This window comes from Luteimonas sp. Soil_C_5 (genome assembly GCF_057656615.1).
The window spans coordinates 199,565-223,875 of record NZ_JBDGKA010000005.1 but is presented as its reverse complement, the minus strand read 5'-3'; the positions used below and the strand labels follow the sequence as shown (position 1 = coordinate 223,875).

Annotated in this window: 21 protein-coding genes and 1 tRNA gene; 13 read left to right on the top strand and 9 right to left on the bottom strand. The window is 67.5% G+C overall.

From position 1 onward, the window contains the following. Positions 1 to 48 precede the first annotated feature (48 nt). Positions 49 to 777, top strand: coding sequence for a ComF family protein (locus tag AC3A5K_RS15355; protein ID WP_487618419.1), 729 nt, complete (start codon positions 49 to 51; stop codon positions 775 to 777). Positions 778 to 796: 19 nt separating this feature from the next. Here the strand turns inward: AC3A5K_RS15355 and ubiA are convergent, their stop codons facing one another. Continuing rightward, positions 797 to 1,717 carry a 4-hydroxybenzoate octaprenyltransferase gene (ubiA, locus tag AC3A5K_RS15350; protein WP_487618418.1) on the bottom strand — a complete coding sequence of 307 codons (921 nt, stop codon included), beginning with the start codon at positions 1,715 to 1,717 and terminating at the stop codon, positions 797 to 799. Between the two features lie 519 nt (positions 1,718 to 2,236). Between ubiA and galE the strand changes: the two genes are divergently transcribed. From galE to AC3A5K_RS15335, 3 genes are all read left to right on the top strand, one after another. Then, the gene (gene galE / locus AC3A5K_RS15345) at positions 2,237 to 3,214 is read left to right on the top strand and encodes a UDP-glucose 4-epimerase GalE (protein ID WP_487618417.1); all 978 of its coding nucleotides are present in this window, start codon (positions 2,237 to 2,239) and stop codon (positions 3,212 to 3,214) included. Between the two features lie 252 nt (positions 3,215 to 3,466). Next, positions 3,467 to 3,543 (top strand) — tRNA-Arg (locus tag AC3A5K_RS15340). A gap of 704 nt (positions 3,544 to 4,247) precedes the next feature. Continuing rightward, entirely contained in the window at positions 4,248 to 5,267 is a 1,020-nt protein-coding gene (locus tag AC3A5K_RS15335; protein WP_487618416.1) for a beta family protein, read from the top strand. Here AC3A5K_RS15335 and AC3A5K_RS15330 read toward each other — a convergent pair. Beyond that, positions 5,264 to 5,824, bottom strand: a complete 561-nt coding sequence (locus tag AC3A5K_RS15330; protein ID WP_487618415.1) for a sce7726 family protein — start codon at positions 5,822 to 5,824, stop codon at positions 5,264 to 5,266. The genes AC3A5K_RS15335 and AC3A5K_RS15330 overlap by 4 nt on opposite strands. A gap of 71 nt (positions 5,825 to 5,895) precedes the next feature. Here AC3A5K_RS15330 and AC3A5K_RS15325 point away from each other — a divergent pair, with 71 nt between their 5' ends. The 3 genes from AC3A5K_RS15325 to AC3A5K_RS15315 are packed head-to-tail and all read left to right on the top strand — an operon-like array spanning position 5,896 to position 7,950. Beyond that, positions 5,896 to 6,225 carry a hypothetical protein gene (locus AC3A5K_RS15325; RefSeq protein ID WP_487618414.1) on the top strand — a complete coding sequence of 110 codons (330 nt, stop codon included), beginning with the start codon at positions 5,896 to 5,898 and terminating at the stop codon, positions 6,223 to 6,225. A gap of 31 nt (positions 6,226 to 6,256) precedes the next feature. Beyond that, on the top strand, positions 6,257 to 7,291 hold the full coding sequence (locus AC3A5K_RS15320; protein ID WP_487618413.1) for an ImmA/IrrE family metallo-endopeptidase: 1,035 nt from the start codon (positions 6,257 to 6,259) through the stop codon (positions 7,289 to 7,291). After that, entirely contained in the window at positions 7,288 to 7,950 is a 663-nt protein-coding gene (locus AC3A5K_RS15315; RefSeq protein WP_487618412.1) for a hypothetical protein, read from the top strand. The genes AC3A5K_RS15320 and AC3A5K_RS15315 overlap by 4 nt, the downstream gene beginning before the upstream one ends. 91 nt (positions 7,951 to 8,041) lie before the next feature. On the opposite strand, the gene AC3A5K_RS15310 is transcribed toward AC3A5K_RS15315, so the two are convergent. From AC3A5K_RS15310 to gpmI, 6 genes are all read right to left on the bottom strand, one after another. Then, complete coding sequence (locus tag AC3A5K_RS15310) at positions 8,042 to 9,181, bottom strand: acetyltransferase domain-containing protein (protein ID WP_487618458.1); 1,140 nt, start codon at positions 9,179 to 9,181, stop codon at positions 8,042 to 8,044. A gap of 145 nt (positions 9,182 to 9,326) precedes the next feature. Continuing rightward, positions 9,327 to 11,375: a TonB-dependent receptor gene (locus tag AC3A5K_RS15305; RefSeq protein WP_487618411.1), complete on the bottom strand. Its 2,049-nt coding sequence runs from the start codon at positions 11,373 to 11,375 to the stop codon at positions 9,327 to 9,329. 576 nt (positions 11,376 to 11,951) lie between these two features. After that, the gene (locus tag AC3A5K_RS15300) at positions 11,952 to 13,400 is read right to left on the bottom strand and encodes a S41 family peptidase (RefSeq protein WP_487618410.1); all 1,449 of its coding nucleotides are present in this window, start codon (positions 13,398 to 13,400) and stop codon (positions 11,952 to 11,954) included. A 298-nt stretch (positions 13,401 to 13,698) separates the two neighbouring features. Beyond that, the gene (locus AC3A5K_RS15295; protein ID WP_487618409.1) at positions 13,699 to 14,175 is read right to left on the bottom strand and encodes an endonuclease domain-containing protein; all 477 of its coding nucleotides are present in this window, start codon (positions 14,173 to 14,175) and stop codon (positions 13,699 to 13,701) included. Positions 14,176 to 14,516: 341 nt separating this feature from the next. Next, complete coding sequence (locus AC3A5K_RS15290; protein ID WP_487618408.1) at positions 14,517 to 15,785, bottom strand: murein hydrolase activator EnvC family protein; 1,269 nt, start codon at positions 15,783 to 15,785, stop codon at positions 14,517 to 14,519. A 5-nt stretch (positions 15,786 to 15,790) separates the two neighbouring features. After that, complete coding sequence (gpmI, locus tag AC3A5K_RS15285) at positions 15,791 to 17,338, bottom strand: 2,3-bisphosphoglycerate-independent phosphoglycerate mutase (protein ID WP_487618407.1); 1,548 nt, start codon at positions 17,336 to 17,338, stop codon at positions 15,791 to 15,793. A 106-nt stretch (positions 17,339 to 17,444) separates the two neighbouring features. On the opposite strand from gpmI, the gene AC3A5K_RS15280 reads away from it, so the two are divergent. The 5 genes from AC3A5K_RS15280 to AC3A5K_RS15260 all read left to right on the top strand — a co-directional run bounded on the left by AC3A5K_RS15280 (position 17,445) and on the right by AC3A5K_RS15260 (position 21,410). Then, positions 17,445 to 18,185 (top strand): DUF4097 family beta strand repeat-containing protein, encoded by a 741-nt coding sequence (locus AC3A5K_RS15280; protein ID WP_487618406.1) that lies wholly within the window; start codon positions 17,445 to 17,447, stop codon positions 18,183 to 18,185. A gap of 114 nt (positions 18,186 to 18,299) precedes the next feature. Then, positions 18,300 to 20,003, top strand: coding sequence for a M28 family metallopeptidase (locus tag AC3A5K_RS15275; protein WP_487618405.1), 1,704 nt, complete (start codon positions 18,300 to 18,302; stop codon positions 20,001 to 20,003). A gap of 81 nt (positions 20,004 to 20,084) precedes the next feature. Then, entirely contained in the window at positions 20,085 to 20,480 is a 396-nt protein-coding gene (locus AC3A5K_RS15270; RefSeq protein WP_487618404.1) for an MAPEG family protein, read from the top strand. Between the two features lie 187 nt (positions 20,481 to 20,667). After that, a complete protein-coding gene (locus AC3A5K_RS15265; RefSeq protein WP_487618403.1) occupies positions 20,668 to 21,114 on the top strand; it encodes an HAD-IB family phosphatase in 447 nt (148 codons plus the stop codon). Continuing rightward, the gene (locus AC3A5K_RS15260) at positions 21,111 to 21,410 is read left to right on the top strand and encodes a DUF4326 domain-containing protein (protein ID WP_487618402.1); all 300 of its coding nucleotides are present in this window, start codon (positions 21,111 to 21,113) and stop codon (positions 21,408 to 21,410) included. Before AC3A5K_RS15265 ends, AC3A5K_RS15260 begins: the two co-directional genes overlap by 4 nt. A gap of 19 nt (positions 21,411 to 21,429) precedes the next feature. Here the strand turns inward: AC3A5K_RS15260 and tyrS are convergent, their stop codons facing one another. After that, entirely contained in the window at positions 21,430 to 22,638 is a 1,209-nt protein-coding gene (gene tyrS, locus AC3A5K_RS15255; protein WP_487618401.1) for a tyrosine--tRNA ligase, read from the bottom strand. Between the two features lie 199 nt (positions 22,639 to 22,837). Between tyrS and AC3A5K_RS15250 the strand changes: the two genes are divergently transcribed. Beyond that, on the top strand, positions 22,838 to 24,304 hold the full coding sequence (locus AC3A5K_RS15250; RefSeq protein ID WP_487618400.1) for a peptidoglycan DD-metalloendopeptidase family protein: 1,467 nt from the start codon (positions 22,838 to 22,840) through the stop codon (positions 24,302 to 24,304). Positions 24,305 to 24,311 lie beyond the last annotated feature (7 nt).

The following is a 24,311-nucleotide window of genomic DNA, read 5'->3' as shown; positions in this document are numbered from 1 at the left end:
GCGATATACCGACGGAAGCGGTGGGACAGGGGCGGCAGTCTGGAAAGCATGCCTGCCGCTGTCAACCTGAAGCTCATGCCGCCGGTTGACGAAGGCTGGCGGCGCCAGCTGCGACGGCTGTTCGCAAGCCGGTGCCTGGTCTGCCGCGAACGCGCCGCCGGTGGCCACGATCTGTGCACGGCCTGCCTGTCGGCGCTGCCCTGGCCCGGGTCCGCCTGCCCCCGGTGTGCGATGCCCCTGCCCGTCGATAGCGGCCCCTGCGGCGCCTGCCTGCGCCGCCCGCCGCCACTGGACGCGGTACACGCGGCCTTCGTCTATGGCTTCCCGGTCGACCGGCTGCTGCCGCGTTTCAAGTTCCACCACGACCTGGCGGCGGGCGCGATGCTCGCGCGCTGCATGGTCTCGGCGTTCGCGCCGCTGCCGCGTCCCGATGCCCTCGTGCCGGTACCGCTGCATGCGACGCGGCTGCGGCGCCGCGGCTACGACCAGGCGCTGGAACTGGCCCGGCCGTTGGCACGGCAGCTGGCGGTGCCGCTGCGCTGCGACCTGCTGCAGCGCAGCCGCGCGACCGCGCCGCAATCGCAGCTCGACGCCATCGCCCGTCGCCGCAACCTGCGCCGGGCCTTCGTGTCCACACGCGGCGGGCCGCTGCCGGCGTACGTGGTGCTGGTGGATGACGTGATGACCACCGGCGCTACGCTGCACTCGGCCGCAGTGGCGCTGCGCCGCGCGGGGGTGAAACGGGTGGACGCCTGGGTCTGCGCGCGCGTGCCCTGAAGCGCGCCACGCGATCCGATCAGCCCAGCAGCGCGGTCACCGGCGGCAGCGCGTAATGCGCGGCGATGCCAGCGAAGATCGCCATGCCCACCCAGTGGTTGTGCAGGAAGGCGCGGAAGCAGGCCGCGCGCTCGCGGTGGCGCGCGATGCCGAACTGCCAGGCGACCAGCCCCGCCGCGACCGCCAGGCCCAGCCAGTAGTTCGGTCCCAGCCCGGCTTCGCGGCCGACCAGCGCCAGCGCCGCGAACGCCAGCGCATAGAGCACGCCCTGCGCGACCAGATCGAGATCGCCGAACAGGATGGCCGTGGATTTCGAACCGGCGCGGATGTCGTCCTCGCGGTCGACCATCGCGTACCAGGTGTCGTAGGCCGTGGCCCAGAAGATGTTGCCGACGAACAGCACCCAGCCCACCGGCGGCACCGTGCCCTGGACAGCCGCGAACGCCATCGGGATGGCCCAGCCGAACGCGACGCCCAGATAGACCTGCGGCAGATACGTGTGGCGTTTGAGATACGGATAGCTGGCGGCGAGGAAGATGCCGACCACGCTCATCAGCACCGTCAGCCGGTTCATCGTCAGCACCAGGGCGAAGGCGACCAGCATCAGCACCGCGAACAGCACCAGCGCCTCGCGCCCGCGCAGCGCACCACTCGCCAGCGGCCGGTCCTTGGTGCGTTCGACCAGCGGATCCAGCCAGCGGTCGGCGTAGTCGTTGATCACGCAGCCGGCCGAGCGCGTCAGCCACACGCCGGCGCTGAACACCACCAGCGTCCACAGCGGCGGCACGCCGCCGGCGGCGATCCACAACGCCCACCACGTCGGCCACAACAGCAGCAACCAGCCGATCGGCCGGTCGCCGCGCATCAGAGTCCAGTACTGCCGCGCGCGCACCCGCCAGGGCGTGTGGACCGGGGCCGAAAAGCGTTCGTAGTCGTGCATCGGCGCGGAGGGTAGCAGCCCGGCGGGCGACGCTGCGTGGGGCGCCTGCGGTTGGGGCCGGGCATGCCGGCGAGGCGGTCGGCATCGACGGCGCGGAGGCGCCAGGCGCATCGGCTCCCCTCGGATGGAGACACGCGCGGCGTCCGCGTCGGGGAAGGCATCGCGTTTTCTTGATGTCGCGCGGGCGCGGCGGCTTCGCGTCGCACCCTGACCTGATCGCGGCGCGGCGCGGCTTCCCTGGCGGCACACCGGGGCGTCTCGGCCCCGGCGCGCGTTGCGCCCGTTCGATGGCCTGCACGTTCTGCGCGCTACCGCCCCTGCGCGATCGTGGACTGCACCGCCGCCGTCGCGGCGACGCGCCATGGTGGCGCCGGTCCGATCCGGGCCTTCAGACGAGTCGGCCATGCAGACCCCGCGCGCGGCCCGACGTCGCCTCATGGCGAAGCCTTGCGCTGCTCGACGCCCCACGCCCATCGCGCCACGTGGCAGACCCGGTGCATGCAACCGACGGCCAGCCCGATGAGCACGATCCTCGTCTGCGGCGGCGCCGGCTACATCGGCAGCCACATGACGAAGTGGCTGACCGCGCACGGCAGTCGCGCCGTGGTGCTGGACAACTTTTCGACGGGGCATCGCGCCGCGGCCTGCTTCGGTCCGGTGCTGGAGGCCGACCTGATGGATCCCGCATCGCTGGACGCAGCCTTCGCGCAGGGACCGTTCGACGCGGTCATGCATTTCTGCGCGCGCTCGCTGGTCGGCGAATCGGTGCAGCAGCCCTACGACTACTACGAGAACAACGTGGTCGGCACGCTCAACCTGCTGCGCGCGATGCAGCGCCACGACGTCGGCCGGATCGTGTTCTCGTCGACGGCGGCGGTCTTCGGCGAGCCGGTGCATGCGCGCATCGACGAGACGCATCCGACAGCGCCGATCAATCCCTACGGCGCCAGCAAGCTGATGGTCGAGCGCATTCTGGCCGACGCCGCCAGGGCCTACGGATTGCGTTCGGTCACGCTGCGCTACTTCAACGCGGCGGGCGCCAGCGCCGCGGGTGACATCGGCGAGGCCCACGCCCCCGAAACGCATCTGATCCCCAACGTGCTGCGCGCCGCGCTGGGTGGCAGCGCGCGCCTGCAGGTCTTCGGCGACGATTGGGCCACGCCCGACGGCAGCTGCGTGCGCGACTACATCCACGTCGACGACCTGGCACAGGCGCACTGGCATGCGCTGGCCTACATGTACGCGCACACCGGCGCGCACACCTTCAACCTCGGCAACGGGCAGGGATTTTCCGTGCGCGACGTGATCGCCGCGGCGGAAGCGGTCAGCGGACGTCGCATCGCCTACGACGTGGCGCCGCGGCGGGCGGGTGACCCGGCCGTGCTGGTGGCCGCGAGCGCGCTGGCCCGTCGCGAACTCGGCTGGGCGCCGCGCTATACCTCGCTGGCCGAGATCGTCGAAACCGCATGGCGCTGGCACTGCAATCCGGCGTACTGATGGCGCGGGCATGCGCCTGCGTGATCCATTCGCGGTGGGGCGGCCTGACCGTCCGGACGATACGAGCGCAGCGCGCGTCCCGATCCCCGACCGGCCGCACTGCGCTTCCACCGCCGTGCGATGCGAACGGATGGCAACGGCGGCGGCCCTGCAGGCGCGTTCGCGATGCAGGCCGACCGCCCTGCCCATCCTCCCGGCGACCGGTTTCCGCTACACTCTCCAGCCGCCCGCCCACGTGGCGCGGCGGCCGATGCGCCTGTAGCTCAGCCGGATAGAGTAGTGGCTTCCGAAGCCATTGGTCGGGGGTTCGAATCCCTCCAGGCGCACCAATTTTCGTGACACCGTGCATGCCGCTTGACCACACAAGCGATAAGTGGGGAAATTCTCACTTACCTCTGGTTTTTGGCCGTTGACCCGCCAATCATCCCTAAGGACGTTTGGGGGTCGTTATCTGCTTGCAGTCGGCCCAGATTGCTCACTTGTTGCCATCAGGTGGAAGGCGTTAGTGGCGCTGGGATCTCTCAGGGGAGCGTCTCCGTAAGCAGCGACCGAAGAGTTCTTCGCCGCAGCGTCATCCGTAAGCCCGCTATCAGCCAGAAGCGGACATGTGCGCGGGGTTCGGTCGCCTCGGCGGAGCTCGGAAAGCGTTCGAGCCCCAGAAGGACTACCGAGCGGACGCGGAGCGAATCTTCAACGAAACCTTGGAAGTTCGTATCTAGGGCGAGGCTTGACCTTCGTATGCAAGCTGGCCGAAGCATTGGGTGTTCGAGCGATCACGCTGCGCTTCCGCATCTGACGGACCGTACTGACTGCAACGCAGGATGCCGTCTCACCAAAGGCAGTACTAGGCAAGCGGACACCGCAACGCTAGCCCCCTCTCCATTGACTCCGCGTTTGACTCCGCGTTGGTCACCGTTCGAACATGTCCTAGTGGAGGGGTAGCAACTCCCCTTCCCCACAGACGCGCGGAGGGTTAGCGCAGTCGATCTCCAGTATCGACGCACGATGGAATGAGCCAAGGAGGGGGATGGCGATGCAGTACGCGATGTATCCGCAGTACGTACCGATTTTGAAATGGCAGGGCTACGAACAGAAGGCTTTGCAGCACGTCTATCCGGATGCTGCGCAGCGAGTCTTGCCTTGCATCGAAGTCCGGGACTCGAGCCAGCACAGAACACTGATGTCGAAGTTCGACAGCGTGTGGAAGGCTGCCTCGCTGGTCGACTACTCGGATCCAGACGGAAATCTCACACCAGCGCGCTTGGCTGAGCTTGTCGAATTCCTCAAGTTGGGGACGGGCTCATCAGTTCTCGCATCGCCCGTTCTAAGTCCGTACGTGACAGCGAAATCGCTTTCGACCGTCGCCGGGCTACTCGGCAATCGGAAGATCACGCTGCGTCTCCGATTGGACGATCTCACCAAGGCTGGCAACCACCAGTACGCAATCGACAAGATCGTGAAGACGCTGGGTGTTGGCATGCATGTCGATCGACTGATCGTCGACCTACGGATCACGCCGAATGGAAACCCAACTCAGGGTGAGCTCAACACGTTCGCTCTTGCTTTGCATGCGATGAAAGCAGCGGGCATTCAAAACCTGCATCTTGCTTCTGGCGCGTTTCCTGCCAGCCTTCAAGGTATCGAGGGCATGCATGAGATCGAGCGACGTGACTGGGGACTCTGGCAGAACGTTGCAGCCGCAAGTCCTCAAACGCTGATCGGTTACTCCGATTACGGGCCGTTGACACCTGACTGGTCGGAAGAAGTGCTCACCAAGCGTGGCGGCCGATCGGTAATCCGTTACGCATTAGGAGACAGATGGCGCGTCCTTCGAGCTGCTAGCAATACGACTGCCGACTCGATCGCGATCTCAACGCTCATGACAACCACCTACGCAGCTGGCCTGAAGCCCCCAACCTATTCGTTCGGAGACCAGCTCATCCATGATCGCGCGGACCCCACGGTTCCCGAGAAGGACAAGAAGTGTGGGCACTATCACATCACCGAGTATTGGAGTCACCACATCGCGTTCGTGGTGAAGGATCAGTACTAGTGCGGTGAGGTCACGCTGGCGGCGCGCACCAGCAGGGCGTTGCGAATACGCAACTTGATTTCCTCAAGCGTAAGTGAGGAGGCAATGTGATCCTGCAGGAGATACAAGCTCTTGCTCCGCAAACCCTTGGCTTTTCCCAAGTCCTCAAGGATCTGCAGCGCCTCATCTTTTGTGAGGACAGAGGCAAGCGTGCTGGAGTTCTGCCGCACGTTGATGCCTGCTTCGCGCAAAGATTCGAAGTGTCCAGTGTGTCCATCCACGATCATCGCGCCCCACCACGGTGGTAGCAGCTCCATGGCCTTGGCCACATGGCGTTCGGCCATCACGAGCGTCACGCGGTCGAAGAATCTGGCGTAGCGCGAGCCTTGGCCGATGAGACGCGTAAGGGTGTCTGCCTCGCTCTTGATCTCGTAGCAGTGCATCTGATCGACCTGGACCAGATCGGCCCGGATCTCTCCACCGTGCAGTCGCAGCTCCTCGAGGAAGGCATTCGACTCCACTGGACCGGTACGCATCAGGTGCTCGGTCAGGGCCTTCTTGATGTGGGCTTCTTTCATATGCGTCTGCCAAATGCGCTTGGAAATAGTAACACGAACATGCATTTATGCATATTTGCTATCTTAGCTGGATGCGTAAGATCAGAGATGCCGCAAGCCTTGCTGGAGAAGTTCGTGACCAACTCCGGGCAAGCGGCTTGGCAACGGCAACAGAGATAGCAAGGGCAAGTGGGCTAGGTCAGCCACAGGTCTATCGCAATCTGTTCGGTAAGCCGAAGCGCACAGGGAGAGTCATGATGGCCCTATGCAAATATGCAGGTGTTGATGCATACGAAAGCATTGGAGACCCCAGCCAATCGGCGGTGCTGATGGCGGCACTGGCCGAGGTCTGGGATGGATCTGAAGCGCATGCGCGGAAGTTGGCGAAGCTCTTACTCGCACACCATCAGGCGCGCATGTGAAAATAACCCCAGGCCGATGTGGAGGCCAAGGATGAATACCAAGACGCCCGTGATTTCGGCGAAGGGAGCATATGCGGCATTAGCAGCCGCAGGATTCCCGATGGCGTACGTGAAGCGTTCCTTGCCAGACTGGTGGGACAACGCGCTTCTCAAGACCAGTGCCGGCACCTTGCAGTTCGCGACAATCCTTAAGCAGCGCTTGGGGGTGGAGGTCCGTTTTGCCAAAGACGGCGAAATGGAGGTGCTCACTGGCTTGAACAGAGCCCGTTTCAAGCATCGTGCTGCGACTCAAGAAGATGAGCTGCAGGTGGCAGCCACGGTTGGCCTGGCCTTGGCGCGTCTGGCCGTGTTCTCGACGGACTCGCAGTACCGAACACTCCCGAAAGATCCGACTGTGTTGTCAGCGGACGTGATCGCTTGGAGCGGCGAGCGTGCGATCAGCTTCGAAGCTCTTCTCAAGTACTGCTGGTCGCGCGGTGTGCCGGTTCTCTTCCTCAAGGAACTTCCCAAAACCAGCAAACGGGTGACCGGAATGGCGATCCAGGTCGACTCCCGGCCTGTAGTTGTGCTCGGCCTGAACTCGCAGCAGAACGCGCGACAATTGTTTGTGCTCGCGCATGAGCTCGCCCACATCTGCTTGGGACATGTCGCGCAAGGAAGCGCTCTGATTGACGAAGAACTCGATGCGGTCACCGACTCACTCGAGGGTGCAGGTACTGGGGCAAGCGACAAGGAGGAACGCCAAGCGGACGCGTTCGCTCTTGCGCTGATTCGAAGAGGCCAGCCCGCAACCCTACAGGCGCTTCCTGGCCGCCTTTCGTCGGCCGGCCTCGCCGCCGCTGCAGCTCAGGCCGGACATGCGCGCGGGATCGACGCAGGTCATCTCCTGTTGTCCTATGCCAGTCAGTACGACGATTGGCTCAACGCCAATCTGGCCCTGAAGTACCTACCCGACACAAAGACAGCGCTCTCGCTCATGTCGAAGTGCTTTCGGGAGAACACGGATCTTGCACGTCTAACGGACGAGAACCGTGACCATCTGCTCGATGCGCAGGGATTCGCATGAAGGTCGATCGCTGGTTGCTCGATAGCGACGCGGCCACCTGCATCTGCAGGTACGGCCTGATCGAGGACCTGGCACAGGCGCTTGGCGTCGGGCTGGAGTCGTTGTGTGTCCTGCCGCAGCTCAGATTCCAACTGCATCTCGGCAATACCGCCAAGGCGTTGAAGAAGCTCGGATCCGAACTGGCAGTCGCGCAAGCATTATTGCTGGTGTCTCGTGCCGCAGAGGTCAGCGTTATGGTGAGTGCGGCCAATCAAGCATTGCTGGAGGCGACACCTGACATCGATGGCGGAGAGTTGGCGCTGTTCGCGGCCCTATTAGATGCGCTCGACAGCGGCCTGATCACAGGCGACAAGCGTGCACTCGTTGCCCTGTCAAATGTGGATGGCATCGGAACAGAAGGTCAGATCTGGGCTCGTCTGTTGTGTCTCGAAGATGCCATCGCACTACTCATTCAGCACTTCAGTCATACACATGTGTCGAAGAAGGTCCGTCAGTGCCCGGAAGCCAACATCGCACTGAGCATTGCGTTCGGGCGAACAACCGCAAATAGCGAGAAGAACGTCTGCGAGGGACTCAACAGCTACATCAACGATGTAGCTGCCGGGACAGGGAACAAGTACACACCGCAGCATCTGCTGTCGATTCCCGTCGGGCCCTGAGTAACATCGAAGGTGCAAAGCGTGGAAGCCCACACAGTCGCCTGCTCAAGCCCATCATGGGGAGGACCACAGTCGTCGCCTGAACGCTGCGTCAGAGATAGCGCAGCCAGGTCCAGTCGCGCCGACGCGCCTTGAGCCGGGCGAACGCGCGGGTCGGGATCCACAGCGCGAGTGCGAGCACCACGGCGAGAGCCCACAAACCCGCCACGCTGTGGATGCCGAAGACGGTGCCGTAGTTGAAGCCCCAGATGCCCACGGCGGCCAGGTACAGCAGCTTCAGCACGTACAGATGCAACAGGTAGAAGAACATCGGCGCGGCACCGAACGTCGACAGCGGCGCCAGCGTCGCTGCGACGCGCGGCGATTCGAACAGGCTGAGCAGCCACGCGCCGATGCCGAGCGTCAGCAGCAGGAACAGCAGTGACGGCGGGTACTTGGTGACGTTGAAAACGCTCATCAGCGTGGTGCCGAGATCGCCCATCGCCTGCCAGGGCGCATCGCCGTAGAGATTCAACACCCGCAGTGCGAGGAAGGCGCCCAGCAGCAGGCAGCCGGCGCGCCAGAGGCGTGTCCGGCGTGCGGGATCGGTTGCGTCCGCGTACCAGATGCCGGCGGCATAGCCCAGTGCGATCACGCCGATCCACGGCAGCACCGGATACGAGGTGCGCATGCGGATGTCCGCGATCTCCAGCCAGCCGCGCTCGTGCAGGATCATCCACGCGGTGCCGCCCCAGGTGCCCGGTACGGCCTGCACGCCATCGAGCAGATTGTGTCCGGCGACGATCACCACACCCAGCGCGATGAGCGCCCAGCGTGGCAACCACAGCAGCGCGGACAGCGCGATCATGCTCAGGCCGATCGCCCAGATCACCTGCAGATACACCACGGTCGGCGGGAACTGCGCGGTCCAGGCGAAGTTCACCAGGGTCAGTTCCAGCAGCACGAGAAACAGGCCGCGCTTGAGCAGAAACGCACTGGTCGCCGCCCGCCCGCCGGCGTGACGGTTGCCGTACAGCCACGCCGATATACCGGTGAGGAACACGAACGCGGGCGCGCACAGATGCGCCAGCAGCCGCGAGACGAACAGCGCCGGCTCGACCTCGGCCACGTTCACCGGATCGCCGACCTGGTGCTGCAGGAAGAACGTATCGCGCACGTGGTCGAGCAGCATCAGCAGCATGACCACGCCGCGCAGGATGTCGATGGACGCGAGACGGGACGCACCGGGCATGGCGACGTGGGCGGGCGTGGCGACGGGGGTATTCAATGCGATGACCTGGAAGCTTCGGCGTGGAATGCCGCGATGCGGCGACGCGATGTGTGCGTTGGCGGGATGCGTTGTCCGCGAACGCGGCAGCAGCGCAGGCGGGCGCGACTTACATCTTCAGGTTGAGCGAGACGAACGCCGAGCGCCCGGGCGCGGGCGAGAACATCGGCTGATCGTCGCCGCCCCAGAAGAAGTTGTCGTACCAGACGTATTCGTATTGCCGGTTGGTGAGATTGCGGACCTGCAGGTCGACGCTGAGCCGTTCGGACAGCTGGTAGCGCGCACTCGCATCCAGCACGGTGAAGCCGCCGAAGCGCCCCTGCGCGTTGCGTTCGTCGACGAAGTAGTCGCCCTGTGCGCGCGCCTGCGCACCGAACGACCAGGCGCCGCCCGGGCGATAGTCGACGCCGGCATTGCTGACGCGGCGCGGCGTGTTGAAGACCTCGCGTCCCGCGAGCGACGTGCCGTCGGCGGTGAACGCGCTGACGACCTCGGCCTTCTGCAGCGCATGCGATGCCCACAGCGTCCAGTGCTCGCCGACGCGTGCGTTCACCTGCAGGTCCAGGCCCTGGCGCCGGGTCTGGCCGAGCCCCACGGTGGTCCCGGTGCTGGGCATGTTGGCGACCTCGTCGGTCGCATCCTGTCGCCACGCCGACACGCGCGCCTCGACGCCCGCCGCCGGCTGGAGCTTGATGCCGACTTCGGTACCGGTATTGATCGACGGGCGGAACGTGGCCTGCCCCGCGGTCAGATAGGCGGGCGCGGCGGAGCCGGTGAGCACCTGGAAGGTTCGCCCCCAGTTCGCATAGACGTTCGTCGCGGGGCCGAGCGCGTAGACCACGCTGAGTTTGGGCTGGCGGATCGAGCCGTAATCCTGCAGCGGCGCCTGCACGCCACCGAGCAGATGCGTGTCGCCGGAGAACCGGTCGACGCGGAACGCCGGCACGATCTTCAGCGCATCGACGGGCTCGATGACGGCCTGCACATAGGCGCCGACATTGCGCAACGTGTAGCGGTCGTCGTTCTGCACGCGGGCCGGCGGCCCATCGAAGTCGGTCGGCATGGCGAAGTCGTAGCGGAAGCGGCGATAGATGTTGTCCTGGTGCTCGACATTCACGCCGGCTTCGACGGTCACGCCATCGCGCGCGGCCCATGTCAGGCTGGCCAGCGCGCCGGTCTGGGTTTCATCCCACTGCCGGCGCTGGCGCGGCGCGTTGCCGACCGGGTAATCGGTGAACGTCACGGTGCGGTCGTCGACGTAGCGGTTGCGATAGGCCTTGGCGCCGAAGTCCAGGCCGACGGCGAGCGACCAGTCCAGATGCGCGCCGAGGTGGCGCATGTCGCGGTCGTCGCCGTCGTTGGCGTTCTTCTCCGGTGAGCGACGCCGCGCATCGGCAAGTTCGCCGGCGGTGAGGAAGCCTGGTTCGTCGGCTTCGTGGTGATACACGCGTGCGACCACGCCGGCCCGCAGCGTGCCGGCCTCGTCGGTGTAGAACCACTTGCCGGCCAGCGTGTGCTTGCGTGAGGTGTCGTGGTCGCGATAGCCGTCGGAGGCCTGCACGCCGACGAAATAGTTCTGCGCGATGCGGCCGGATTCGGTGCCCAGCGCAATCTGCATTTCGCGCGTGTTGAAGCTGCCGTAGCTCAAGCGGGCGTCGACGTAGTCGCCGCCCTGACGCGTGGCGAAGTTGATGTTGCCGCCGATGTTGTGCAGCCCGTAGCGCGGATCGTTGGTGCCGCGCACGACTTCGATGTAGTCGATCTCCAGCGGGAAGACCATGTCGATGAAGCGCTGGTTGCCGCTGTTGACGTTGCTGGGCACGCCGTCGATCAGGGTCTTGATGCCGTTGATGTAGCCCTCGCCGTTGAACGCGCGGAAGGTCGCCTTGCCCGACTCCGCGCCCTGGCGGGTCTCGGTGAGCTGGATGCCGGGCATCTGGCCGAGCAGCTCCCAGCTGTTGGTCACGTTCTTGTCCTCGACCTTGTCGCGACCCATCACATCGACCGAGGTCAGCACGTTGCCCGCCGGCAGCGGCCCACCGGTCGCGCCGCGGACGTCGACCGTGCCGAGCGTGATCGCCGGTGTGCCGGTCTGCGCCTGGGCATGGGCGAATGGCGAAAGCGCAGCCAGCACGGCTGCAGTGAATGTGCGGGTCATTGTCGATTCCGTAGGAGCGCGCGTGCCGCAACGGGGCGGCGTGCAGTGGCGCAGGGAGCGCGCAGGCGCCTTGAATCGATACTTTATAACATTTCAATTTGAGCAGCCAGCCGTGGCTGGACGACGACGGATCTTCACCGAGTGCGTCGGCGCTGAATTGGACCGCTGGTCGATGCTCCGGTGCGCGGAAAGACGCACTCCGGGCAGTCGCTTGTCGGCCGCGCCGCTGCAGGCACGACACTGGGCACGAGATCGATGTCCACGACGCCCGGCGCGAGATCCGCGCGGCATCCAAGGCAGCACGCCAGGCAGCACGCCAGCGCTTTGAAACGCGACGTCTGGACCATCGGAATTCAGGCGCAGACCGCGCCCGGTCACGCGTGCGAACCACGCGTGCCACTACGGCACGACAGTCGTGGCGCGACCGAGAACAACGCACCACATTCGACGCGGCGGGAATCCGGCTACAGCCTGCGCAGCAGATTCACCGGCCACGCGCCGACGTGGCCGCAGAACACTCCGGGCACCTGGATCGGATTCACGGGTCCGCCTGCGCACACTGCGCAGGCGCAACACTCATTCCGCGGCAGCAGGCGCCGCAGGTTCTGCGGGCACCGCCGGCGTGGCGCCCGGCGTCTTGAGCTCGGTCAGCGCAGCCGCGATCGGCGCATCGCCCGGCAGCGCTTCGCCGCCGGTGCTGCCGTCTTCCTCGTCACCGCGCAGATGGCCCGGCAAGGCGGCTTCGGTATACGCGGTGGCCGCGCGCGGCGCGTTCGCATCCGTGGACGCGCCCTCGGCGCGCAGCACCACGTCGGGATCGATACCGCGGGCCTGGATCGAACGTCCGCTGGGGGTGTAGTAGCGCGCGGTGGTGAGCTTGACGGAATCGCCATTGTCCAGCGGCAGCACCGTCTGCACCGAGCCCTTGCCGAACGTGCGGCTGCCGACCACGCGGGCGCGCCCGTTGTCGCGCAACGCGCCGGCCAGCACTTCGGATGCACTGGCCGAGCCGACGTCGACGATCAGTACCACCGGCGCGCCGTCGAGGACGTCGCCCGGCGTCGCGGTGAACTCGGCTTCGCTGATCGGAATGCGGCCACGCGTGCTGACGATCTTGCCGGTGTCGAGCAGGTCGTCGGCGATCTGCACCGCCGCGGTCAGCAGACCGCCCGGATTGCTGCGCAGGTCGATGACCAGACCGCGCAGCTGGCCGCCGCTGCCGGACTTGAGTTCGCCGACCACGCGGCTGAACTCCGCCGCGGTGTCCATCTGGAACTGGCTGACGCGCACGTAGCCGTAGCCCGGCTCGAGCATGCGGCCGCGCACGCTGACGACGCGGATGGTCTCGCGCTGGACGCGGATCTCCAGCGGCGCGCGCTCACCGTCGCGCAGTACGCCGAGCGTCACCGCCGTGCCGGGCGCGCCACGCAGCGGGCCGGGGCCTTCGTTGTCGGACGGCGACAGCGAGCGGCCGTCCACGCTGACGATCACGTCACCCGCGCGCACGCCGGCCTTCTCGGCCGGGGTGCCGTCGATCGGCGCGATCACGCGCATGCTGCCCTCGGGCAGATACATCACTTCGACACCGATGCCGTCATAGGCGCCGGTCGTACCTTCGTCGAAGGCTTCCGCGTCCGCCTTTTCCATGTAGGCGCTGTGCGGATCGAGATCGAGCAGCAGGCCGCGGATCGCCGAGGACATCAGCTTGCGGTCCTCGACCGGTTCGACATACGCCTGGCGCACCGCATTGAAGACGCCGACATAGCGCCGGATCTCTTCCAGCGGCACACGGCTGGACGCATGTTCGATCGCATCGGGATCGTCGCTGGCCGCGACTTCGCGCGCAGCCTGGGCTTCGTCGGGCGCGACAGCGGGCGCGGCTTCGGCCGGCGGCGTTTCGTCGGTCCCGGTTGCAGCGTCGTCGGGTGTCGCGGCGGGCGCCTCGGACGGTGGCGTCGGATCCTGGGCGAAGGCCACGGGCGACAACAGCAGCGACAGGGCCAGCGTCAGGGTACGAACGCGCATGCAGAACTCCGGAAACGGGAAGACGCACACGGCTGCGCGCGCGGATCGATTATGCGGTCCGGGTGTGTGAATGCGTTAAGGACGCGCGGGGATATTCAGTTCCACCGGTGGTCCGGAAGTGCGTTGCGGCCGGGCTTCCGGCTCGGCATGGATATGGCCCATCCGGCTTCGTCTGACGCAGCCCGGGCTGCCGCTGTGACTACCCTTCGGGTGCGGGCAGGCGCCCGGAATGACTGTCGATCGACATCCAGAACGTCCGCCTCCCACGCGGGTGGCGCACGCGGCACCTGTCGGCACGCTATCCGGGCGCGTGTGCCGCACAGGGCTCAGGTGCAACCGCCTCGCCATCGCCGACTGTCAGCACTGCAGCCGATGCGGGCGTGAGTCCGGTGGGCGGGCGCAGGCCCGCGTCGCGCCATCGCCCGGTGCCTGCCGCACGCTGGGCCAGCACGGCGTCGTGGATCCGTTCGAGTACCTGTTCGGTGCGCACCAGCACGTCGTGGTCCCAGACCCGGACGACACGGAACCCCCTGCGCGCGAAAAAGTGCGCGCGCGCCACATCGAGTCCAACGGCCGATCGCACGGCATCGATCTCCACGATCGTCGCCGCATCAAGGGCGATGAAATCGACGACGAATGGACCGATCGGGTGGGTGCGCTCGAAGGCGACGCCGTCCATGCGGCGGTCGCGCAGGTGATGCCAGAGCAGGCGGCTCGCATCGGCGGTTTGCCGGTGCTGCGCGCGGCTGAAACAACGTGTGGTCGAAGTGCACATCCGTGTGCTCCCGCGTCCCTGACCTGCAGGCTGCGCCGTCGCGGCAGGGACCGGCAGCAGGAAAGTCCGAAGCTGGTGTCGTGTATCGCCGCGGACGTCAGAGCCTCGCGCCAAAGACGCGACACGCGGTGCAGGTCACGCACCGCGGCCGGCGTGAGCTCTCACGCACACGAATCAGCGGCGCTCCTGTGCAGCGCACGCGGAACATCGGTATCTACGTCGGTCCAGACGAGGTCCACAGGCGGCATAAACCCCAAGGCCCGGCATTCCGCGCTGCAATGCCGGCACGCGCACAGACCGGCCACACCACGGCGCCCCCACTCGCGTGGGGCGCGCCGCACTCAGCGGCGCTGCAGCCAGGTCGACGGATTGACCGGCTTGCCGCCCTGGCGCAATTCGAAATACAGGCCGGACCGGCCCTGACCGCCAGAGTTGCCGACGCTGGCGAGCGTGTCGCCGCGGGCGATGCGGTCGCCGACGTTCTTCAGCAGAGCGTCGTTGTGCGCGTAGAGGCTCATGTAGCCGTTGCCGTGATCGACGATCAGCAGCATGCCGTAGCCGGTCATCCACTCGGCGAATACCACGGTGCCATCGGCGACCGCCTTGACCGGCGTGCCCGCCGGCGCACCGATCAGGACACCGGTACTGCTGCGACCATCCGGCAGGCGTCCGCCATAGGCGGTCAGCAGGCTGCCGCTGACCGGCCAGCCCAGTCCACCGACCTGCGGCGCAGGCGCACTCGCCACTTCGGGACGAGGACGCGGCGGCGGACGTGGCGTGGCCGGGGTGCCGCTGTCGCGCGCTTCACGGGCCTCACGCGCCTGGCGCGCACGTTCCGCCGCTGCGGCCGCACGGCGTTCGGCTTCGGCACGACGCGCGGCTTCGCGCAGCTGCGCCAGCACGCGTTCGAGCGACCGCGCATCGCTGCCCAGTGCCTTCTCGCGTTCGCTGCGGTCGTTGAACCGCGATTCGAGTCCCCGCATGGCCTCGGCGCGCTTGCCGCGGTCGGCCTCGACCTGCGCGAGCCGGCTGCGCTGTTCGGTCTGCGCCGCCTCGAGTGCGGCGCGGCGATCGTGGATCTGCGCTTCGATGCCGTCGAGTTCGGCCATCTCGGCGCGCAGCGTCGCGATGCGTTCGCTGCGCTGCTGCTGCAGATAGCGGTGATAGACCAGCAGGCGCCCGGCATCGGCCACGCGGTCCTGGGCCAGCATGAGCTTGAGCGCGGCGTCGTCGCCGATCGTGTAGGCCGCGCGCACCAGCGACGCCAGTTCCGTGCGCCGGGTTTCGACGGTGGCGTCGAGCGCCTGCCGCCGCGCCTGCAGCTGTTCGAGCGCCGCCTGTTCCTCGGCCAGCTTGCTGCGCGTGTCGGCCAGCGCCTTGGACGATGCGGCCACCTGCTCGTCGACCTGGCGCAGTTCGCGCGCCGCGGCGCCGCGCTGGCCTTCGATCCGGCGGCGCTCGGCGGCGACGTCGCGCAACTCCTTGCGCACGCGCTCGAGCCGGCGCTCGGTCTCGCGGCTGGTCTGGGCCGCCGCGTCCGGCACCGGCACGGCTGCGAACAGCAGCGTGCCCAGCAACAGCGCGGTGCCTGTCGTCCTGGCTCCGCGCATCATGCTCAGCCGTCGGCCTGCAGCAGCGAGCGACCGGTCATTTCGGCCGGCTGCTCGACGCCGATCAGATCGAGGATCGTCGGCGCGAGGTCGCGCAGGGCGCCTCCGCGGCGCAGCGTGGTCTGCCGGCTGCCGACGTACACCAGGTCCACCGGACCCACGGTGTGCGAGGTGTGCGGCTCGCCCGTCTCGGGGTCGCGCATCATCTCGACGTTGCCGTGGTCGGCGGTCACCAGCAGTTCGCCGCCGACGGCGCGCACGGCCGCGACGATCTCGCCGACGGCCTTGTCGACGGTCTCGACGGCGGTGATCGCCGCGGACAGCACGCCGGTGTGGCCGACCATGTCGGGATTGGCGAAATTGCACAGGATCACGTCGAAGCGCTGCTCGCGCACCGCCTCGACCAGCCGCGCGCAGACTTCGGGCGCGCTCATCTCGGGCTGCAGATCGTAGGTCGCGACCTTCGGGCTCGGCACCAGGATGCGGTCTTCGCCCGGATACGGCGCCTCGCGGCCACCGCTGAGGAAGAACGTCACGTGCGCGTACTTCTCGGTCTCGGCGATGCGCAGCTGGGTCAGGCCCTGCGCGCCGAGCACTTCGCCGAGCGTGTTGGGCAGCGTGTCGGGCGCGAACGCCAGCGGCGCCGGCAGCGACGCGTCGTATTCGGTCAGGCAGACGAAGCGCGAGAGCTGCGGGCGGCGCGCCTGGAAGCCATCGAAGCCCGGCGACACGAAGGCCGCGGTCAGCTGACGCGCGCGGTCGGCGCGGAAATTCATGAACACCACGGCGTCGCCATCGGCCATCGGCGTCGCACCGGCGATCGCGGTCGGCGCGACGAACTCGTCGTTCTCGTCGCGCGCATAGGCGGCGCGCAAGGCGGCCAGCGCATCGGGCGCGGTCTCGCCGCCGGCGTCGACGACCGCGTCCCAGGCCTTGCGCACGCGGTCCCAGCGCTGGTCGCGGTCCATCGCGAAATAGCGCCCGCCGATGCTGGCGATGTGCGCGTTGCCCAGCGCATCGCAGCGCGCCTGCAGCGCGCGCAGGCTGGGCTCGGCGGAACGCGGCGGCATGTCGCGACCGTCGGTGAACGCATGCACGGCGACGCGCGGCACACCGCGCCGGTGCGCGAGATCGAGCATCGCGAACACGTGCGCTTCGTGACTGTGCACGCCGCCAGGCGACAGCAGGCCGAAGACGTGCAGCGTGCCGCCACTGGCGAGCGCCGCATCGCAGGCCGCGTTGAGTTCGGCGTTGTCGAAGAAGCTGCCGTCGTCGATCGCCGCGTCGATGCGGGTCAGATCCTGGTAGACGATCCGGCCGGCGCCGATGTTCATGTGGCCGACTTCGGAATTGCCCATCTGCCCGTCCGGCAGGCCGACGTGGCGGCCTTCGGTATGGACCAGCGTGGTCGGATGCTCGGCGAGCAGATGACGCCAGACCGGCAGTTGCGCCAGTGCCAGCGCGTTGTCGCGCGGGTCGTCGCGATGGCCCCAGCCATCGAGGATCAGCAGGACGACGGGGCGAGGACGAGGTGAGCTGGCGGCATGCGGCACGACGTTTGGCCCAGTGACGAAAGACAGATGCGATTGTAGCGACACGGCGGCAAGCTACGGTGGACGCGGGCCGGGTGCCCGCCCCCGCTTCCACGAGGTCCTGGCCATGTCCATCTCCCATGCACGCATCCGTCCTGCGCCCCTGCTGCTTGCAGTCGCCCTTGCGTTCGGCGGCAACGCCTTCGCCCAGGAGGACGTCTCCAAGGTCAACGGCGGCATCACCGCCGAGGCCGGCCAGACCTATCGCGACCTGAGCACGGTCAATGGCGGCATCCGCATCGGCGACGACGCGCGCCTGCGCAACGCCGAGACCGTCAACGGCGGCATCCGCGGCGGCGACGGCATCCAGGCCGGCAATCTGGAAACGGTCAATGGCGGCATCAACCTGGGCGCGCGCGCGCAGGTCGAAACCCTGACCACCGTCAACGGTGGCGTCCGGGTGGGCACCGAGGCGCGCGTCGGCGGCAACATCGAAAGCGTCAGCGGCGGCCTGTTCGTCGACCGCGGCGGCCGGGTGGCCGGCAACATCGGCACGGTCAACGGCGCCATCGGCCTCGTGGGCGTGGAAGTCACGGGCGACATCAAGACCGTCAACGGCGACGTCACCATCGGCGCCGGTTCGCACGTACGCGGCGGCCTGACCATCGACAAGCCCTCGTCGAACTGGTTTCCGATCACGGTCAGCCGGCGCAATCCGCGGGTGATCATCGGCCCCGACGCGGTGGTCGACGGTCCGCTGGAGTTCCGCCGCGACGTCACCCTGTACGTGCACACCAGCGCGCGCACCGGTGCGATCACCGGCGCCACCGCCGTGTCCTACGACACCCCGCGCGCGCCGCAGGAGTAAACCTGCACGCCGGTCGCGTGCATCAGCACGCGCGCCGGCCACCACTTGGCCCGACCACACCGGCGGCTGAACGCACGTATAGTGCGGCCTCCATGATTTTCGGAGGTTGCCTGGATGCGTAGATCCCCTCTTCTGCTGGCCTTGCCGCTGGCACTGGCGCTGTCCGCCTGCGGACGCGAGGACGCCCCGTCCGACGCGGCGGCGCTGCCCGATGCCCAGGCCGCGCACGCGTTCTCGGCCGACATCAACGCCGAGGACTTCGACGAGCTGGTGAAGACGCTGGCCTCCGACGAATTCGGCGGCCGCGCACCGGGCACCGACGGCGAAGAGAAGACCGTCGAGTACATCAAGGCCCAGTTCGAGCGCATCGGCCTGCAGCCGGGCGGCGACAACAACAGCTGGTACCAGACGGTGCCGATGGTCGAGACCACGGCCGATCCGTCCACCGCGCTCCAGCTCACCACCAGCACCGGTGCACGCACGCTCGCGTTCGGCGACGACATGGTGATCGGCACGCGCAGCGGCGAGACCGAGGTCAAGGTCGCCGACAGCGAACTGGTGTTCGTCGGCTACGGCGTCGACGCGCCGGAGCAGAACTGGAACGATTACGCCGGCCTCGACGTCAAGGGCAAGACGGTCGTCATTCTGGTCAACGATCCCGGCTTCCACGCCCAGGACGCGACGCTGTTCGGCGGCGAGCGCATGACCTACTACGGTCGCTGGAGCTACAAGTTCGAGGAAGCCGCGCGCAAGGGCGCGGCTGCCGCACTGATCGTGCACGACACGCCCGGCGCATCCTACGGCTGGGACGTGGTGAAGAATTCCTGGTCGGGCGCGCAGTTCGACCTGCGCGCCGAGGACGATCCGGAACCGCGCCTGCCGGCGCAGGGCTGGATCACCGGCGAGGTCGCGACGCAGCTGTTCGCCGATGCCGGTCTCGATCTCAACGCACAGATCCAGGCCGCCAACACGCGCGGCTTCAAGCCGGTGCCGTTGAATGCGACCGTGTCGTTCGACCTCAAGAGCACCATCGCCGAGAAGAGCTCGCGCAACGTGATCGGCATCCTGCCGGGCACCGAGACGCCGGACGAGGCGGTGCTGTACCTCGCGCACTGGGATCACCTGGGCACGCACGAGGGCGAGGACGGCGACCAGATCTACAACGGCGCGATCGACAACGCGACCGGCGTGGCCGGCATCATCGAGATCGCCGAGAAGTTCGCCGCGACCGAGCCGAAGCCGAAGCGTTCGCTGGTGTTCCTGGCGGTCACGCTGGAGGAATCGGGCCTGCTGGGCAGCAAGTACTACGTCGCGCAGCCGAGCATCGATCTGGCCCGCACGGTCGGCGTGATCAACCTGGACGCGATGAGCGTCGCCGGCCCGTCGCGTGACTTCGTGGTCACCGGCCTCGGCAACTCGGAGATGGAGGACATCCTCAAGACCTTCGCCGACGAACAGAACCGCACGCTGGTCGAGGAAGGCAATCCGGCGGGCGGCTTCTACTTCCGCTCCGACCACTTCAACTTCGTCAAGGCCGGCGTCCCGGCGCTGTACGCCAAGGGCGGCAACGATCTCGTCGACGGCGGCACCGCGGCCGGCCAGGCGGCCACCGACGATTACGCCAAGCGCTATCACCAGCCGAGCGACGAGTACAACCCGGACTGGAATCTCGAAGGCGTGGTGCAGGATCTCGAAGCGCTGTACGGCGTGGGTCGCGTGCTGGTCGACGACACCGCGCGCTGGCCGAACTGGTACGAGGGCAATGCCTTCAAGGCCACGCGCGACGCGCAGCGGGCCGAGGCGGGCGGCACGCCGTAACGGCGTCCGCGCACCAGGCGATTCCCTTCGAAGGGCGGCGGAGACGCCGCCCTTCGTGCATTCGGATACCGGAGTTCTGCCATGACCCTCGCCACCGCCTACTGGTGCGTCCTCGTCGCTGCGCTGCTGCCCTATCTCTGGGTGGCCGTCGCCAAGGCCTCGGCGCCGCACTACGACAACCGTGATCCGCGCGGCTGGATCGCAGCCCAGGACAACCGGAAGCTGCGCCGCGCCTACAACGCGCATCTCAATGCACTGGAGGCCTTTGCGCCGTTCGCGGCCGCGGTCGTGCTGGCGCAATTGGCCGGTGTCGGCGCGGCGTCGATCGCCACTCTCGCACTCGCGTTCGTCGCGCTGCGCATCGTGCACGGCGTGGCCTACGTCGCCGACATCGCCTGGTTGCGCAGCCTCGCGTGGTTCGGTGCGCTGGGCTGCGTCGCCACCTTGTTCGTGCGCGCCGCACTGACGATCGGCTGAGCATGGAGGCCTCGCCGCCGGCCGCGCGCGACCTGGCGCTGTTCGACTTCGACGGCACCATCACCACGCGCGAGACCTTTCCCGACTTCATGGCCCGCGCCGTGCCGCGTGGACGACTGGCGCTCGGCCGCGTGCTGTTCGCGCCGTGGGTCGTGGGCTACCGCCTGGGCGTGGTACGGTCGCGCTGTTGCGCGCGGCGCTCGTGCGTTATGCCTTCAGCGGCGTGCCACTGGCCGCGGTCGAAGCCGCAGGCGCGGTGCTCGCGTCCGACGTGTTGCCGGGCTTGGTGCGCCCGGAGATGCAGGCGCGGATCGACTGGCACCGGGCGCGGGGCGACACGGTGGTCGTGGTGTCCGGCGGCTTCGACGTCTATCTGGCGCCGTGGTGCCGCGCCCAGGGCATCGACTGGATCTGTTCGTCACTGGCCGTGCGCGATGGCCGGCTGAGCGGACGTTACGCCGGCGCGCAGTGCGTGGCGGACGAGAAGGCCCGCCGCGTGCGCGCCCGCTACGACCTCGACAGCTATCGCGCGATCCACGCCTATGGCGACACGCACGAGGACCACGCGCTGCTGGCACTGGCCGATCACGCCACCTGGCGCGGTCAGCCGTGGCAGGCACCGGTCCCGGGATGAGCGCGCCGCTGCGCCTGCAGCTGTCGCGCCGCCGCGGGTTCGACCTGCAGCCGCATTCGCATGCCTGCAGCGGTCGACCGGCAACCGTCGTCGCGCGGCCCTCGCGCTGGGGCAATCCGTTCCGCATGGGCATCGACGGCGATCGCGCCGCCTGTGTCGCGCAATGCGCGCGGCAGTGGACCGCACAGCCCGCGGCGCTGGATCTTGCGCCGCTGCGCGGACGCAATCTCGCCTGCTGGTGCAGCCTCGACGGGCCCTGCCACGCCGACGTGCTGCTGGCGCTGGCGAACGCCTGACGGCGCGCGCCGTCCGGGATCAGGCCGCGACCAGACGCACGCGTGCGAAGTTGCGCTTGCCGACCTGCAGCACGCCTTCGAATCCGGGCTTGAACTCGATGCCGGCATCCTCGACGACTGCACCATCGACCTTGACCGCGCGCTCTTTCAGCTTGCGGCTGGCTTCCGAATTGCTCGGCGTGATGCCGGCGGCCGTCAGCAGCGCGCCGATGCGCAGGCCCTCGGCCGGAACGGTCACGTCCTGCAGCGGCAGCAGCGACACGTCGCCTTCGCCGGAGATCGCGACCTGCCAGCCGCGGATCGCGAGTTCGGCCGCGTCGGCGTCGTGGAAGCGCGTGGCGAGTTCGCGCGCCAGGCGCAGTTTCACGTCACGCGGGTTCAAGGTGCCGGCCTCGACCTGCGCCTTCAGCGCCTTGGCCTCATCGATGCCGATCTCGAAGCTCAGCAGTTCGATCCAGTCCCACATCAGCGCGTCGCCGATCTTCATGGTCTTGTTGACCATGTCGATCGCCGGCTCGGTCACGCCGATGTAGTTGCCGAGCGACTTGCCCATCTTGTTGACGCCGTCGAGCCCGACCAGCAGCGGCATCGTCAGCACGATCTGCGGCGCCTGCCCGTGGCTTTCCTGCAGGCCGCGGCCCATCAGCAGGTTGAATTTCTGGTCGGTGCCGCCGCATTCGACGTCGGCCTGCAGCGCGACCGAGTCATAGCCCTGCACCAGCGGGTAGAGGAATTCGTGGATCGCGATCGGCTGCTGGCCGGCGTAGCGCTTGGCGAAGTCGTCGCGCTCGAGCATCCGCGCCACGGTGTGCGAAGACGCGAGGCGGATCATGTCGGCCGCGCCCATCGCGCCGAACCACTCGGAATTGAAGCGGACTTCGGTCTTCGCCTCGTCCAGCACCTTGAACACCTGCGCCTTGTAGGTCTCGGCGTTGGCCAGTACGTCCTCGCGAGACAGCGACTTGCGGGTCGTGCTCTTGCCGGACGGGTCACCGATCATCCCGGTGAAGTCGCCGATCAGGAAGATCACCTGGTGGCCGAGGTCCTGGAACTGGCGCAGCTTGTTGAGCAGCACCGTGTGGCCCAGATGCAGGTCCGGCGCCGTCGGGTCGAAGCCGGCCTTGATCCGCAGCGGGCGGCCGAGGGCGAGACGGGCGACCAGATCTTCGCGCTTGAGGATTTCATCGGTACCGCGGGCGATCAGATCGATGGCGGGGGGCTGGGACATCGGGCGCAACTCTCGTTCAGTGAAGCATTCGTGACGCCTGCGTATTCACAAAGTGAATGCGGCGGGCCGGCTCGTTAACGGTCCGTTACGACGCCTGAAGGCGAAAAACTCCAATCCGCTCAGGCATTTGACGCATGGACCTCACATCTCTATGTTACCCCGCTGACACGCCTTTCACGCCATCCGGGATCCCGCCACGATGACGACACCTGTCCCGCCGCACGGCGACGCGCACCACCAGCGAGTGCTTCACGAGAACCTGGAGGCAGCGGCACGCAATACGGCGCGCGAGCGGACCGAGCGGCGCGTCACCCTGTATCCCGGCCGATGGACGCGCCGCGACTGGGCGCATGTGAGCCTGTTCGCCACCGTCGGTGCACTGGTAGTGGCCCTGATTCCCGGCCTGTCGCAGGCGATGCGCGACGGCCATGACGATTCGCACGCGCTGGTCACGATGTCGCTGGCGCTGCCGCCGCTGACCGCCGCGCAGCGCAGCGCGCAGCAGGTGCACGACAACTGGCAGCTGGTGACCGTCGAGCGCGGCCAGACGCTGGGGTCGATCTTCTCCGATCTGGACCTGCCGGCGTCGACGATGCACCGCATCCTCGAACTGCCCGACGCCAAGGCCAAGCTGACGCGCATGCGTCCGGGCACCGAACTCGGTTTCGACCTGGCCGCCAACGGCAGCCTCAACAAGCTGCGTTACGACCGCAGCGACACCGAGCGCGTCGAACTGACCGTGGCGACCGATGCGGTCCGCGAGCAGGTCATCGAGCGCCCGGTCGAAGTGCGCAACGTCGTCATCAGCGGCAACGTCGGCCGCTCGCTGTTCCACTCGGCGCGCAAGCTGGGCCTGTCGGGCGCGAACATCAACACGCTGACCGACGACATCTTCAAGTACGACATCGACTTCAACACCGACGTCACCCAGAACGACCGCTTCAGCGTCGTCGTCGAGCAGATCTGGCGGGAAGGCGAACTGATCCGCAGCGGTCCGGTGCAGGCGGCGGTGTTCACCGCCAAGGGCAAGCCCTTCACCGCTTTCCGCTACGAGCAGGACGGCAAGGCCGAGTACTACGACGCCGAAGGCCGCCCGCTGAAGAAGAACTTCATCCGCATGCCGATCCAGTACGCGCGCCTGAGCTCGCGGTTCGGCAACCGTCGCCATCCGGTGCTGGGCACCTCGCGCATGCACAAGGGCGTCGATTACGCCGCGCCCACCGGCACGCCGATCATGGCCGCGGGCGATGCACGCGTGCAGTTCCGCGGTGTGCAGGGCGGTTACGGCAACACCGTGGTCCTCGACCACGGCCGCGGCCACACCACGCTGTACGCGCACATGTCGCGCTTCGGCAACATCCGCCAGGGCCAGCGCATCAGCCAGGGCACGGTGATCGGCTACGTCGGCACCACCGGCCTGTCGACCGGTCCGCACCTGCACTACGAATTCCGCGTCAACGGCGTGCACCGCAATCCGCTGAACCACACGATGCCCGAGCCCGATCCGCTGCGTGGTCCGGCCCTGGCGCAGTTCCGCCAGCAGACCGGCCCCGCCCTCGCGCGCATCCGCGATGTCGAGGAACTGATCTACGCCGAAGTGCCGGCGCAGCCCGATCCGGACCGCCAGGTCGCGACCGCCACGCCGGCGCGCAACGGCCGCGGCTGATCCGCAA